At 44.2% G+C, this 14,157-nt stretch carries 16 protein-coding genes and 1 tRNA gene; 3 read left to right on the plus strand and 14 right to left on the minus strand.

The genetic code is table 11. The features are described 5' to 3' along the window. Positions 1–15: 15 nt before the first annotated feature. Both fadH and CHX35_RS11320 read right to left on the minus strand, forming a co-directional pair. Positions 16–783: a 2,4-dienoyl-CoA reductase gene (gene fadH / locus CHX35_RS11315; RefSeq protein WP_091837553.1), complete on the minus strand. Its 768-nt coding sequence runs from the start codon at positions 781–783 to the stop codon at positions 16–18. Between the two features lie 32 nt (positions 784–815). Further along, a complete protein-coding gene (locus CHX35_RS11320; protein ID WP_091837554.1) occupies positions 816–2,555 on the minus strand; it encodes an acyl-CoA dehydrogenase family protein in 1,740 nt (579 codons plus the stop codon). A gap of 195 nt (positions 2,556–2,750) precedes the next feature. Between CHX35_RS11320 and CHX35_RS11325 the strand changes: the two genes are divergently transcribed. Next, entirely contained in the window at positions 2,751–3,407 is a 657-nt protein-coding gene (locus tag CHX35_RS11325; RefSeq protein WP_091837556.1) for a CBS domain-containing protein, read from the plus strand. 56 nt (positions 3,408–3,463) lie between these two features. Here the strand turns inward: CHX35_RS11325 and CHX35_RS11330 are convergent, their stop codons facing one another. Together CHX35_RS11330 and CHX35_RS11335 are read right to left on the minus strand one after the other, a co-directional pair. Then, the gene (locus tag CHX35_RS11330; RefSeq protein WP_140413606.1) at positions 3,464–3,661 is read right to left on the minus strand and encodes a hypothetical protein; all 198 of its coding nucleotides are present in this window, start codon (positions 3,659–3,661) and stop codon (positions 3,464–3,466) included. An 11-nt stretch (positions 3,662–3,672) separates the two neighbouring features. Next, on the minus strand, positions 3,673–4,461 hold the full coding sequence (locus CHX35_RS11335) for a ParM/StbA family protein (RefSeq protein ID WP_091837560.1): 789 nt from the start codon (positions 4,459–4,461) through the stop codon (positions 3,673–3,675). Positions 4,462–4,716: 255 nt separating this feature from the next. Here CHX35_RS11335 and CHX35_RS11340 point away from each other — a divergent pair, with 255 nt between their 5' ends. Beyond that, positions 4,717–4,968 carry a DUF454 family protein gene (locus tag CHX35_RS11340; RefSeq protein WP_176392047.1) on the plus strand — a complete coding sequence of 84 codons (252 nt, stop codon included), beginning with the start codon at positions 4,717–4,719 and terminating at the stop codon, positions 4,966–4,968. Between the two features lie 56 nt (positions 4,969–5,024). On the opposite strand, the gene CHX35_RS11345 is transcribed toward CHX35_RS11340, so the two are convergent. From CHX35_RS11345 to CHX35_RS11370, 6 genes are all read right to left on the minus strand, one after another. After that, positions 5,025–5,654 carry an O-methyltransferase gene (locus tag CHX35_RS11345; protein WP_176392048.1) on the minus strand — a complete coding sequence of 210 codons (630 nt, stop codon included), beginning with the start codon at positions 5,652–5,654 and terminating at the stop codon, positions 5,025–5,027. Positions 5,655–5,666: 12 nt separating this feature from the next. Next, a complete protein-coding gene (locus tag CHX35_RS11350; protein WP_091837566.1) occupies positions 5,667–6,134 on the minus strand; it encodes a DinB family protein in 468 nt (155 codons plus the stop codon). Between the two features lie 74 nt (positions 6,135–6,208). Beyond that, positions 6,209–6,751 carry a GNAT family N-acetyltransferase gene (locus tag CHX35_RS11355; protein WP_091837567.1) on the minus strand — a complete coding sequence of 181 codons (543 nt, stop codon included), beginning with the start codon at positions 6,749–6,751 and terminating at the stop codon, positions 6,209–6,211. A gap of 58 nt (positions 6,752–6,809) precedes the next feature. Continuing rightward, positions 6,810–6,883: transfer RNA gene (locus CHX35_RS11360), tRNA-Gly, on the minus strand. A 125-nt stretch (positions 6,884–7,008) separates the two neighbouring features. Continuing rightward, the gene (locus tag CHX35_RS11365) at positions 7,009–7,536 is read right to left on the minus strand and encodes a hypothetical protein (protein ID WP_091837569.1); all 528 of its coding nucleotides are present in this window, start codon (positions 7,534–7,536) and stop codon (positions 7,009–7,011) included. A gap of 110 nt (positions 7,537–7,646) precedes the next feature. Further along, positions 7,647–9,275 (minus strand): peptide ABC transporter substrate-binding protein, encoded by a 1,629-nt coding sequence (locus CHX35_RS11370; protein WP_091837570.1) that lies wholly within the window; start codon positions 9,273–9,275, stop codon positions 7,647–7,649. A gap of 190 nt (positions 9,276–9,465) precedes the next feature. On the opposite strand from CHX35_RS11370, the gene CHX35_RS11375 reads away from it, so the two are divergent. Further along, entirely contained in the window at positions 9,466–10,383 is a 918-nt protein-coding gene (locus CHX35_RS11375) for a C40 family peptidase (protein WP_176392049.1), read from the plus strand. Here the strand turns inward: CHX35_RS11375 and dacB are convergent. From dacB to CHX35_RS11395, 4 genes are all read right to left on the minus strand, one after another. After that, positions 10,375–11,682 (minus strand): D-alanyl-D-alanine carboxypeptidase/D-alanyl-D-alanine endopeptidase, encoded by a 1,308-nt coding sequence (dacB, locus tag CHX35_RS11380; protein WP_091837574.1) that lies wholly within the window; start codon positions 11,680–11,682, stop codon positions 10,375–10,377. The genes CHX35_RS11375 and dacB overlap by 9 nt on opposite strands. A 173-nt stretch (positions 11,683–11,855) precedes the next feature. Beyond that, the gene (locus CHX35_RS11385; protein WP_091837576.1) at positions 11,856–12,191 is read right to left on the minus strand and encodes a DivIVA domain-containing protein; all 336 of its coding nucleotides are present in this window, start codon (positions 12,189–12,191) and stop codon (positions 11,856–11,858) included. 225 nt (positions 12,192–12,416) lie between these two features. Continuing rightward, entirely contained in the window at positions 12,417–12,932 is a 516-nt protein-coding gene (locus tag CHX35_RS11390; RefSeq protein ID WP_091837578.1) for a YhcN/YlaJ family sporulation lipoprotein, read from the minus strand. A 121-nt stretch (positions 12,933–13,053) separates the two neighbouring features. Then, complete coding sequence (locus CHX35_RS11395; RefSeq protein ID WP_091837579.1) at positions 13,054–13,737, minus strand: zinc metallopeptidase; 684 nt, start codon at positions 13,735–13,737, stop codon at positions 13,054–13,056. Positions 13,738–14,157: the final 420 nt, after the last annotated feature.

Raw genomic sequence — 14,157 nt, forward strand, 5'->3', positions numbered from 1 at the left:
TCCACTCAACTTAACTTAAATGAAACGAGCACCGTTTAACCACATACCACCATCCATGGTAATGCAATCACCATTAACATATTGGGCATCATCGGACATCAGGAAGGCAGCAACGCCAGCGATCTCTTCCAATTTTCCAAAGCGACCTGCAGGGATGGAAGCGAGGGCAAGTTTATGCATTTCCTCATTTAAGATCAGTTTATCCACTCCACCTGTATTTTCTACAGCACCTGGAGCGATGCAGTTGATACGAATACCGTATTTACGTCCCCACTCCACTGCTAGCGTACGGGACATTGCCAACACACCTGCTTTTGCACTCGCTGAATGGACAACTCCTGCAGCACCTGTCCATGCATAGGTAGCTACAATGTTCACAATAGAGCCTGATTTCTTCTCATCAATCCATTCCTTTGCCACTCGTTGGGTGCAATGCCAGGTCCCATTGAGTACAATATCAATCACAGAATTCCACCCATTAAGAGATAACTCCTCCGCTTGAACAATAAAGTTCCCGGCAGCATTATTTACAAGCCCATCAATTGTTCCAAAGGCTTCCTTCGCTTTCACGACGGTTTCATCCACTTGATCCGGCTTACGAACATCCATTGGAACTGTAAGTACTTGACCAGCAAGAGAAGCCATGTCTGCTTTTGCTGCTTCTAATTTTTCCGGGTCACGACCTGTGATCACAACATTCGCTCCATCTGCACAAAATCGAGTCGCCATCGCTTTCCCCATGCCATTTGAACCGCCTGTTACGATAATTGTTTTTGCACTCATTTCTCTCACTCCACATCTAGTTTTTTAATAATTTAAGAACCAATAGATTGACTTGGTTTCGAATGACGCAAAACCACTTGTTCAAATAGATCCATCGCTGGGATCGTTTCACTCCGGATGCTATGAACCTCTGGACGGAAGGTACGATCCACATAATACTCAGCAATGCGAGCTAGACGATCATCCCCAGATTCCTCTAGATCCATCTGGGCCTCTTTTAATAAACGGATGCCTGTATAAACATGGGTGAGCTGATCCAAAAAGGTTCGAGCATGGGCGTTTTGCACCATCGCATCCGCAGCAAGTAAATAGCGCACATCCAAGAAAAGTTCTTTTCTTTTCTTATCAATACATTGAGAGGCATCCGCCAGCTCAGGTCGGTCCACCTCCGCAAGCGTCCTTTTCATTTCCGAAAAGAGTATCCCCTCACCCTCACACTGCTTCGCCTCTCGAGCGAGAATTTTCAGAACTTCCAGTGCCATAATATTGGAAGGGCCTTCCCATACCGTACTCACCTGGGCATCTCTCAATAAGCGCGGCGTGACAAAATCTTCAATATATCCATTGCCACCAAGAAGTTCTAGCGCTTGTTTCGCATGAGCAACACTATTTTCACTTAAACGGTATTTTGCCATAGCGAGCAGTAGACGAAGGCGTGTCAACTCTTCCAGGGTTTCATGTCCCTCTGTGTGACAACGATCCATCCCCTGCATCATTTGAGCAGCTAATGCCCAACCTGCTTCAATATCTGTCATGATGTCCAACAGGGTTTGTTGAATCATTGGAAAATCCTTCAACAAGTGACCAAAAGCGGATCGCCTAGAAGCGTGAATGATCGCTTCAAGATATGCCCGGCGTGACATCGCTAAGGAGCCCGTCGCCGTACACATTCGAGAAACATTAAGGGCTTCTGCCATATACTTAAACCCTTTATCCGGTTCCCCGATTAACTCCGCCTCTGCTCCATGAAGTTCCAATTCTCCACTTGCAACTGCTCGCACACCCAGTTTATCCTTCAGGCGCCGAATGGTTATGTGATTCTTCGAACCATCATCCAGTACCCGGGGCATTAAGAACAAACCTAATCCCTTTGTTCCAGGGGCATCGGATATGCGAGCAAGTGTAATTGATACATCCCCATCACAGTTACTTGCAAACCATTTTTCGCCGGTAAGTAGCCACCGATCGCCATCTTTCACTGCCGTTGTTTGTGTCGCCCCTACATCCGATCCTCCCTCGATTTCCGTCAGGAAGGTAGCTCCCTGCATCAATTGCTCAGGATCCATTGCAGCCAAACGAGGAAGGAACTTTTTCTTTTGCTCATCATTCCCAAACTTCTCAATGACGAAGGCAACGGACATCGTTAAGGTAACCGGACAAGTAAACCCGGTTTCGGCCCCCGACATTAACATGTGGAGTAGTTGTGTAAAGAAGAAGGGAATTGGTTCGGGTACATCTTCACGGTATCGCCATCCCACCACCCCTGAACGGAAACCCTCTGCCACCGTTGTGCGATACCCTTCGTTGTACCATACTTCGTTAATTTCATTACCATAACGATCATACCGAAGGAGCTGTGGTGCTCCCTCACGATCCGTATGGCGAGCCCGTTCATCCATCGGTCCAGCAGCATAGGCCCCCATTTGTACGAGCTGCTCTTCTCCCCATTCCTTAAGGGCTGGTGAAAGATATCGTTGAACATAACGCTTCATCGTGTAATCGCTTTCATACCAATTGACAGCATTACTATCTGTAAAACGACTGTAATCCATCACGCCCTCACTCCTTCACTCGTCAGGTTAGAGAATGGGAAATCACTTATTCATAAGAGTAAGTGAATACTAATTCAATGCTAACCAAGAGTCTGGAACACGTCAATAAACAATTTTTTTACCAGAGGAGATTTTTTCATCATGTCGAATGTTTTTCTATAGAAGGATTTTTTGAATGGACTGGAGAGATGTGATGTGTTCATAAAACAATGTCTAACCACTGTGGATGAAATCGCCACCGTTACACCAGAAACCCCCATCAAGGACATGCTCAATCTCCTCAATGAGCATCGTTTAGACTCAATTCCTGTCATTGATTCCAACGGCCTTTTTCTTGGTATTACTGGCTATACCTATGTGATGAAGGCATTTTTAGAAAATAAATCAAACCAGGTTACCCACCTTGATGTGACCCATGGCACCGTCAATGAAGCTCTTCATACGATGGACCCTCTAACGATCAATAACGATTTTGAAGAAACCCTTCCTGTTATCGTTCGCTACCCGTTTGTTCCTGTCGTTGATGAAGATGGCTTTACTTTCCTCGGAATCGTCAAGATTAGTGATATCGAAACCGCTCTTGCCTCCACTTATGGTCATGATTTACCTGGCGTCCGCTTTTTGATGGCGGTCGTTCTTGATGCCCCCCATGAATTGGAGCATATTGTTGAATCGCTACAAACCTTCGATGTCAATATCATCAGCCTTGTCACCTTTGATGCAGGTGATGCCGCTGTACGACGCATTATGCTAAAAGTTCAGCCAACACCCCACGTTGAAGCGATCCAAAAAGAGTTGGAGCAACGCGGTTTTCGTATTCTCAATATCAAAGAAACCCACGCCACCAATTAAATTCTTTCACACCCATGGATCCATAGAAAAAAGAGCAGGCATTTTGCCTGCTCTTTTTATGCAAAGGGAAGACCACTATTCCGTATATCTTCTTGCGGATCTTCCTCTTCTTCCCCCGTTGACTTCTGATAACCATAAGCCAGGGTAAATAGGTGATTTTTTACAATGTCGCTAAAATCCTCAGGGTTACGGTTCACAAAATGATATAACTCACGATCCAATGAATTTTCCATATCAAAGGAAACGCATTTCATTTTCTTGTAACTCATCGGATCATGGCCTTTCCAATCTCAAAATAGCCGCGCACATTCGCCATTTGTGGGTTTTCTAATGCAAAGGCATGACGGAAATGATCTTGAAGATAGGGTTCTAATTTGCGGGCCATTCCACCGACCAACATCACAATATCTCTTTCTGACCACGTCTTAGAAACGGTCCCGGCAATAAGATCTGCCATCTCTTTAATATTGGAAACTTTGACGGTTTCCCAACCAACGGGTAACGTTCCTGACTCTCGATCAATAAACACCTTGTCACGGAAAGTCGCATAATTGGTTGTTTTTGCTCCCACATCAATGATGCGCACTAGACCCATACGCGGTGCTGAGAAAAATGCCCCTCCACCTTCGATCGTGGTATATACGTTTTCCACATAAAATCGCTTTTCGGCGCGATTTAAGCTGACGACGTGAGGTCCCTCTAGAAGACGCTTGATTGCTTTTTGCTCGACATCTGTAAAGTTCCCTATTGGAAGACCCGTGACGAGGGTGATCCGCCCACGCGCACCTGCTAGATGAAGAGCTGCCATCATTAGAATCAGTGTTTCTTCTACCGCTTTAGAATCTTGCATCGCCTGTCTGGTAAATTCACCTTCTCTTTCTGCCAGTTTTCCAACAAACCACTTTCTTCCCTGATATTCAAGCTCAATATCTCCCGCCAATTCCTGCTTATAATTTCGCTGTCTCCAACTGCTGACCTTGCTGGGAAAGAGGAAAGTATGTCCCTCTGTAATCACTTTTACATAACTTCTTCCGCAGTCGACCGCCACTATCATGCCGCATCCCTCCGCAATAAGGTATACGCGCGTTACTGGTCCGCCATGCATTATGCGGAAAAACAGACCCTCGCTAAAGTATATGGTGATGCACCTACTTTTTTTCCAGTGACACCTATTCCATAAAGGTACCGTTAAATTAATTAAACCCAGAAAGAAAATAAAGCTTTCCTAATCCCTAACAAACATGAATAAGGGATCGACACATTGAAACAATAAACCTGCCTCGATCTCGAAAGGATGTATGGAAACCCCATGAACAAAACAAGGCTCAAAATAATTGGTAGCCAAGTACTTGGCTGGTTCTTTATTGTGCTTGGTATTCTCGGTCTCTTTTTGCCTATCCTCCAGGGTGTAATTTTTCTCATGCTGGGTTTTTTAATCCTTTCAAAAACATCGCCATGGGCCAAACGTAAACTTCATCAATTCGAAGAACGTCATCCCCTGATTGCAAAACAGATGAACCGCCTACGAAAACATCCTCGTCTGCGACGAATTTTGCCATAAAAAAGAGCCCCAGAAGGGCTCTTTTTTATTAATCTAAAAGGATTGTCAGGGGTCGATTATTTTACACGAGCCACAGCCAATCCATCACCAACAGCCAGTAAGGTGGCATCTAACCGCTCATCCTGAGTTAGGATATCATGGGCCCGTAAAATTCCTTGTACACTTGGGTTATTGTCATCTTTATCAAAGATCGCATCCCCAAAGAACATATTATCCATAGCAATCACTGCACCTGGTGTACTCATCTTAATCGCTTTTTCCAAATAAAATGGGTAATTTTCTTTGTCTGCATCAATAAAAAAGAAGTCAAATTGCTTACGCTGGGAGTCCAATACCTCGAGACTTTTTCTAGCATCCCCGATATAAACACTCGCCTTATCAGAGAGGCCCGCTTTTTTTAAATTTTCTTCAGCAAATGCTGCATAATCGGGCTCCAACTCGAGGGTGAGAAGCTCGCCTTCTGCAGGAAGGGCTCTGGCTAGCCAAATCGAGCTATAGCCCCCAAGTCCTCCTACTTCTAAGGCGTGGTGGGCACCACACATTTTCACTAACATATAGAGTGTTTTACCGATTCCGGGCGGAACAGAAATCTGTGGCATTTCTCTGTCCTGTAACCCTGGGGCAATCGACTGTAATACATCATCTTCCTTGGCGTATCGATCATTTACAAATTGATATCGATCCATAGTATCCCTCATTCACTCTTGATAATAGGTTGGGGGAGTCACCCCGTTCATCCGTAAGTAAATAACCATCTGCCCTCGATGATGGGCTTCATGTTCTAACATCATCCGGAATGCTTCTACACATGGGATGGGCTCTTCTCTAAAGGGCGTCTGTATCACTTTATCCCAACCCGCAAACCTTTTTAAATGATCTTCATGCAAAAGAAAGGTCGTTCGTGTAACGTCCCGTACCGCTTCCATGTCTACATAATTCTCCGGCGTAAAGATTGGATTCCATTCCCATTCACCTTGCTCAATCCCTTTTAATATCCACGATTCCGCAGCTAACAAATGGAGAGCTTGTTCACGAAAGCTCATCATTTCACTGGATGGCTTGTATTCCCCTTTTTCGTTTGGCATCGCGTCAATGACATGAGAGGAGTAGTTACGAGAACGCTTCCAATATCCGATTAGGTACTCTTTTTCGATAGAAGATAACATTCCAATGCACGCTCCTTGTCTTTCGTCAATCAAATGAATTCATCTAATATTTTCTCTTTTTTTATTGTTTTTGTCTACTCTTGTTTTCTTTCCCAATCGGAACGTAAAATCCCCATTATTACACGATCTTGGTACCCCTTCGTCGTCCAAAAAGATTGCCTCAATTTCCCCTCCTGTTTAAATCCGCACTTTTCATAGGCACGTATCGCTCGAATATTATCCTGAAATGTGTCCAATTGAATACGATGAAGATTGTAGCGACGAAAAAGTAAATCAACAAAGGCGCGGATCGCTTTGCTACCATACCCTTGGCCCCAGTATTCTTTATTGCCAATCGTAATTCCAATGGTGACAGCATGCACGACGGGTTCATAATTTCGAAACGTTACCCGTCCAATCGCCCTCCATCCCTTAGCCCCTTCGTTTACATCGATCATCCACCATCGTCCACTATGCAGAGAATTCATCGTTGCTAAGCGTTCCGCTAACTGTTCCCGTGTAAATAACGTTTCTCCATGGGATCCTGAGGACCAATACATCACTTCTTCGTCAGCAAACCAAATCGCCATATCATCTAAATCTTTCTCCTCAGCATATCGCAAACGTATTTCCTTCATCTGGCTCCTCCTGCAAAGTTAAAAAAGTCATTGCACTACCTGTGCAATGACTTGGTTGTGGAGCGGACGACGGGAATCGAACCCGCGTTACCAGCTTGGGAAGCTGAAGTTCTACCATTAAACTACATCCGCATCATTTAATTTAATCCCTCAATAGGGAACTTTATTATATCACCAATAAAATTAAACTGCAAGGAATATTTCCATTCGATTAAAATAAAAACCACCCCATATTCAGGGTGGCTGTTGGGCATCATTTAAAAACCTGCAAGCGGAGCTACAAAGGCAGTTAAAAGAATCGCTGCAGCACCGATCCCTACTGCCCACCACCCTAACATGCTTCCACGACGTGCACTGATGATACCAAGAACGATCCCGGCTGGTCCCATGAGAAAAGGAACCAAGAAAAATGCAAGGGCTGATAAAATAATTCCCACAACACCAATCCCTTGACCACCACTCTCAGTCGAATCCTCCACTGAACTATCATCGCGATCCACAGGATCCGGTGAATAGACATTGGGGGTAGGCGCTATTTCAGCTGCCGCCTCTGCATCATCGTCCCGATCGTTAAAACGTTCATACTGCCCCATATCCTTTGTCGCTAATTCATCGTGATTACTGATGGGAGCTTGCTGAAGATTACTTACTCCAGCAGGAGCAAATTCGCTCGCTGTCTCCTCGTCGAAGGAATCGGAAGGACGATCTTCCTTCGTTCTCATGGGGACATCATGATGTTCCCTCTGCCCGTGATTGTGCTTATGCTTTTTTTTGTGTTTGCTCATCGTTTAATCCTCCTCTCTAATCAATCTGACCTTAGTATGCTCCGACAGGCGCAGGGTACAATGGCAGATTGATGCAAAAACCCCTCCGGACACATCCGGAGGGGTTTTTATCATCCTTTGATTTCGGCAAACCGATAATCCCTGGGACCAGTGGGGTGGGATAATACCCCATGGACAGTCGATTTCTTCATTTCAATGTTGTTATAGTAATATAAGGGAATCACAGGCATTTGATCCATCAATACCTCTTCCGCTCGATGCAAAAGCTCCATGCGTCGCGCCTCATTCTTCGCTGTGTATGCCCCATGAAGTAATGCATCATATTCCTTATCACTCCAACCCGTCTGATTCATTGGGTGATTCGTTTGAAAGCTTTCTAGGTAGTTGTAAGGATCATTATAATCCGGAAGGAAACTGGAGCGAGCAACCATATAGTTGCCCCGGGTTCGATTATTTAAAAACACCTTCGCTTCTTGGGCTTTTAGGGTCACATTGGCACCCAGGTATTTATGCCACATTTCCTGAATCACTTCAGCTACTTTTCTGTTCTTTTCATCCTGACTAAATAAGATCTCTACTTTGGGCAATTTCGTAATGCCCTCTTCTTTCATCCCTTCCTTCAATAATTTCTTGGCTTGTTGCCCATCATGATCACTAAGGTATGCCACCTTCCCATCTTTTCGAAAATCTCCAGAATGGGTCATGGTGCCCGGCGAAACATAAGCCAGTGCAATCTGTTGCCGTCCTTGAACCACTTGATCCACGATGGTTTGGCGATCGATGGCGAGGGAGAAGGCTTTTCGGATTTTTGCATTGGTAAATGGCTTCTTCTTCACATTCAAACGATAAAAATCCACGCCCCCACCATCGGATACCGTAGCATCGCCTTTTTCAATTAGCTTTCCCAAAAGGTCCGGCGGAATTGAGGTACTATCGATATAATTCATTTCACCTGCTTGATATTGTTGATACACCGTCGCTCGATCCTTATTCATCCCCCAATCGATTTCTTCCAATGACACGTTTTTCGCATCATGATACTTTTCATTCTTCACTGCAATAATTCGATCATCATGTTTCCATGCTTTCATCATAAAGGGGCCATTGGATACGTAGCTTTTCCCCTTACTAAAAGGATGCTTCTCTTTTTTAATTCCCTTGCTGTAAACGGGCATAAAGGGGGTATAGGCTGTTAATTGTTCAAAATAGGGCGTGGGTTGCTCCAAAGTGACAACCAAGGTATTCACATTCTTAGCTTTTACCCCAACATCTTCTGCCTTCGCCTTCCCCTCATTGTAAGCCTGTGCATTTTTTATCGGGTTCATCAGTGAAGCAGCGCTGGAGGCCATGTTCGGATCCATCACCCTTTTCCAAGCCACCTCAAAATCCTGTGCCGTCACCGGCTCCCCATTGGACCAAAGAAGATCGTCACGCAGAGTAAATGTGTAGGTTAACCCATCCTGAGATTTCTCGATGGTTTTTGCGGACGCTGGTTGTGGTTGATGGTTTTTATCTAAGCGCATCAACCCTTCAAATAAGTTGTTGACTACCTCCATGGAGTTTCCATCGAAGGCCTTTGCCGGATCAAGGGAAGTAGGTTCACCTGAAGTGAGATTTAAACGTAATTTTTGCTGTTTTACATTCTTTGAAATTGCATCCGAATCATTATTCATACATCCTGCTAACAATGCACTTCCTGCAAAAAGGAAAGATAACCCAATCATCATCATTTTACGCATGGTCAGGCCCCTCCTTCGTTAAAATTTAACAATTATTTAACCTTTACCCATTTCCATTTTATAAGGAAGAATTCCTTCTCATCTCCCCTGAAAAGAGGTGCTCCTTCTTTGCATCCCGAAGATGTTTAAGACCTTGTTGATTCGATCTGCTCAAATTGATTATTTGGCTTCCAACGGAAAGGAGAGCCCAATGGAAATACGATATTGCAACGTTCCAGTGGCCAACTTATGGCGATCCCCTGAGCACGGTTTGGAAGAAGAACCTCTAGTAAAAAAGAGTACCGAAGGATATGCAGATTGGATTAATTCCCTTAATCTTGATCAACGAAAAAAACTGAATGGAAGACTGGAATCCCAATTTCTTTATGGTGAACCAGTAATGATCTTGGAGGAAAAAGAGCATTGGGTTAAGGCCTGCCTCCCCCGTCAGACAACAGAAAAGGATTCAAAGGGATACCCCGGCTGGGTCCGACACGATCAACTTACCTTCCATCCCCGTTTCGATGAAGCTTACAAACAATCTCCCTTCACTTGGGTCGTTGCCAACCAAACGATTCTCTTTAATCAGAATCGAACAAAAGCACACACGCTCTCTTTTATGACGCGCCTTCCTTATATCGATCATGAAGGAAGCGATACCCTTGTGCTATGTCCAGAAGGTCAACTCAAACGGATAACCAATGGTGATGTCCAAGTCGCCACTCACTTGCCCATTTCGCCCCCTCTTCAACGTATCGCCACAGCAAAACAATTTCTTGGCCTTCCCTATTTATGGGGTGGGATGTCTTCCTTTGGGTTTGATTGTTCAGGCTTTGTATATCGAATTTTTGAAGCCCATGGCATTACCATTCCCCGAGATGCTAGTGATCAAGCCCATCATGGTAAAAAAGTAACGGAGAAAGAACTTCAACCAGGGGATCTTGTCTTTTTCGCCCATAAAAAAGGGCATGGCGCGATTCATCACGTTGGTTTATATATGGGAAGTCAACAGTTTATCCATTCTCCCCATAGTGGTCAGCCGGTTCGCATTAATCAGCTGAGTGATGCTCCTTATCATGAAGAATTTTGTTGGGGTGTCCGTTACCATTTCCGATCCAGCCTACATTGACCCTGCCAACATATGAAGAAATCGATCTTGTAAATCCTCCCCGTTTGCTTCTTCGCTTAATCCATTAATCAAAAGGGAAAATACCATGATGGGAGATTGGTTCTGCAAGAAATATCCACTTAATGTCCTAACATTGACCAAACTACCGGTCTTTGCCGCAACGTCCCAATTAGAAGGCAGGGAAGTCTTTCGATCCGCCAATGTCCCAACCTTCCCATAGCGAGAAAGACTATTTAAAAAGAGCGGAAACATCGGGCTGTGAAGTTGGTATGCTAATAATTCAACAATGGCATTGGGAGAAGATAAATTATCCATGGATAAACCAGAACCATCCACATATTGAGTAGGACCTTGTAATCCCCAATTGTGCAAAACCCTTAACACGCGATGGATTCCTTTTTCTTCACTGAAGTTTTCACTTGACTTACCTAGGGTACGCAATAAGATTTCAGCCGACAGATTATTACTCTCCCGGTTAATTTGCAAAACGATTTGGGACAACGGATTTGAATAATGGATCAAGCGTAACCCTTTTTCATCCAATCGGTCTCCGTATAAAATTTGAGTCTTTTCTGAAATTTGAATTCCTTCTCTCAGACAAGCTTGGCGAAATCCTTCCACAAAATAAGAAGGTCCCGACCAAACGGCTCCTGTGACTTCGGGCTCCCTGCGAGATAGCTTTCCTGAAATATAAAAATCATTGGTATGATCTTCTCGTTGCACCACGACTTCTGATTCCCCATCCGTCCAAGTGCAATGGGAAGATACACGAACCTTTCCGAACCCGTGTGAACAAAATTGCGGAATTTCAGTTTGGGGGTTCGCTTGAAAGTGAATGCGATTGCCCTCCATGATCAGCCCTTCAATACGAGGGCAGTATCCAGAGGCAAGATGATCCCACTTCCATCCCGCGCCCCAAGGATGATCATCACACCAACCATTATTGATCCACCATTTCTTAGGAAGACGTTCGACGCCTCTCACTCGTAACCGTTGAGCGATTTTCTGTGCATCCTCAAAACAAAAGCCGGGGTCTCCTCCTCCTTGGATCATTAGCTGATCTGGAGTGATATGCACCTGTGTCTCCCAACGATATTGACTACCCAACTGATCTAAGGCAACGGCAGACGTCCATAATTTATTATTAGATGCTGGGATAAAAAGTTTATCTCCATCAATATTGCCCCCTTCTCCCAAGGGGACACAAAATAGAGCGCAACCCACTCGTGCGCCCTTCTCATCACGCTCTTTCTCCCAATCCGCTACTAACTTTTCCACCTTCAGAAGCAACTCTCTCATGGTACCCCCTCCGAATGTACATTGTACGATCCAGTTGCGGCCTAACCTACTCGTTAGCTTTCCAAACAGTATAAAAGGCCTGGGGTTTCACCCTCCTTTTTGAGATAATGCTTCCCATGATGATAAAATGTATCATCATCATTTTCTAATAATTAAGAGAGAACAACAAACTCTCACCCGCGTCTTCTTATGTATTCCTCGAGTCGATCTAAACGACGCATCAAATCTTCTACCTTCCGGTCACTATCCACCGATGCTTGTGGTGACATGGATGGTTGCGTTGCCGAAATCTGATTCATTGGTTGATTCAGTTGATTACCTGGACCTTGTTTTATTTTTGTTTTTCGCTCTTTCTTTAGTTCTTCCTTCAGCTGGAGGTTTTCTTCGAGCAAGTCCTCGAAGTTTTTAATAACGACATCGAGAAACTCGTTCACTTCATCCACGTTATATCCTTTCCGCGTCGTTTTGAAATCTTTATTAAAGATATCTCGTGGTGTCAAACGCTCCATCTGCACACGCCTCCTGAATTCTCATAAATTATTTGAAATCAGCAATCTTTTGCTCATCTTTGATTTCGAGCATCGTTTCTTACGGATGAGCTCATTCAAAATATAGGAATCAACACCCCTTATTGTACCATATCGCTACATTGAGAGAGAATGCTTTCAATGATATTCTACCCGTTGATATTGGAAAAAATGAAGACCTCCAGTGGAGGTCTTTTGACTTGCTTGTTACTGTGAGGACGGGAATGTACGTCCTACCAGATCCATAAATCCATTAACCAATCCCGAAATGGGTTTTCCTTCACGTACAGATCTAGCGTAATTTTCCAAAGCATCGACAAAGCCTGGGTTTGCTGAAACGTAGACACGTTTTAAGCTTGAATCAATCTCCCGCGCTTTTTTGGCAACTTTATTCTTTAATTTGCTGGTCATGCCACCTTGATAATTGTTGGCAAATGCTACTCCAATATACGCAGTATCTCTGATGACGACGGTTGTTGCAGCATCAATTTCATTCATTTTTACTAAGGCATCCGATACATCATCAGCAGTACGCATTTTTTGCCCAACCGGCGGTTTTGTTGTATTGCTTGGATTCGTGTTCCTCATACTTTCATTGTATCGTACCTGTTGCGTATTCGGCTTTTGCATCGATTGGGGCTTTTGGCTGATTGAACATCCTACAGTAGTAAAGACAAGGGGTACAGCAATTGTCAAGACAAACCATTGGTTACGAAATCGCATTGTGTTCCCTCCTTTTCTGAAGCAAGATCAGCCTTAGTATTTATCTCTCCGTTGAAATTATGTGCAAAAAAAGCTGGGTCGCATAAGCGTCCCAGCTTTCATTTATTGCCTATTCCATTGCTTAATCCTCATCAGACATGAAGAAGAGGAGGGCAAAACGGATTAATTCCAGAAGCGCATACAATGCGGATGCGACATACGTAAGCGCAGCTGCATTAAGCACTTTGCTAACTCCCCGCTCCTCTTGGCTACTGACCATCCCTTGATGGACAATAATTTCTTTTGCCCGGGAACTGGCATTAAACTCCACGGGTAAGGTGACCAATTGAAAAGCCACAACCGCCGCATATAAAATCACACCTAGACCAAATAAACCCATGGCTTGGAGGAGAAGACCTCCCATTAACAAGAATGGTGCGATTCCTGACGCAAAATTTGCAATCGGGACCATACGATGACGCAAAACCAAAGCACCATAAGCATTTTTATGCTGAATGGCATGACCACACTCGTGAGCCGCTACCGATACAGCAGCAATCGAATTACTGTAAAATACAGGTTCTGATAAATTAACCGTCCGGGAAACCGGATCGTAATGATCAGTTAATTGTCCACGAACAGGATGAACTGCCACATCACGCAACCCATTCTGATCCAAAATACTCCGCGCAACTTCTTGCCCAGTCATGCCCGATTTGGCTTGCACATTGGACCATCGTTTGAAGCTACCTTTCACCCTGAATTGAGCCCAGATGGTAAGTCCAAAGGCTGCCAGGACGAGAATCAGCATCAACAGGTTGATCATCAGTCTTCACTTCTCCTTTTTTCTTGCTCTTACATTCATTATATGGGTCTACCTGGATACCGTCATCCTTAGTAAGAGCCAATCTAAAAAAATGGAGAGAATCCTTGATTGGATTTGACTCCAAGGATATCCTAATGGGTAGTATGGTATCCTTAGAGTCATTATACCATGGTGAAGATCCCTTCTTATCAATCTTTTGATTGTATTCAAGAAGGCGTCACAAATTGCAACACGAGTCCAGCAATAAGGACCACGGCTAAAATCAGCACAACCCAAAGTCCGACATTGGATTTACCCATTTTCATCCTCCTATTTCGGTATCTCATTCTGATTGGAGCCTGAACAATTCGGGAAGGATTTGATATAGGCCTTATCAGAACATATCTTGATGAGGGTGTAACACCAGTAACATTCCTCATC

The organism is Marininema halotolerans (assembly GCF_900116235.1).
Lineage (GTDB): Bacteria > Bacillota > Bacilli > Thermoactinomycetales > DSM-45169 > Marininema > Marininema halotolerans.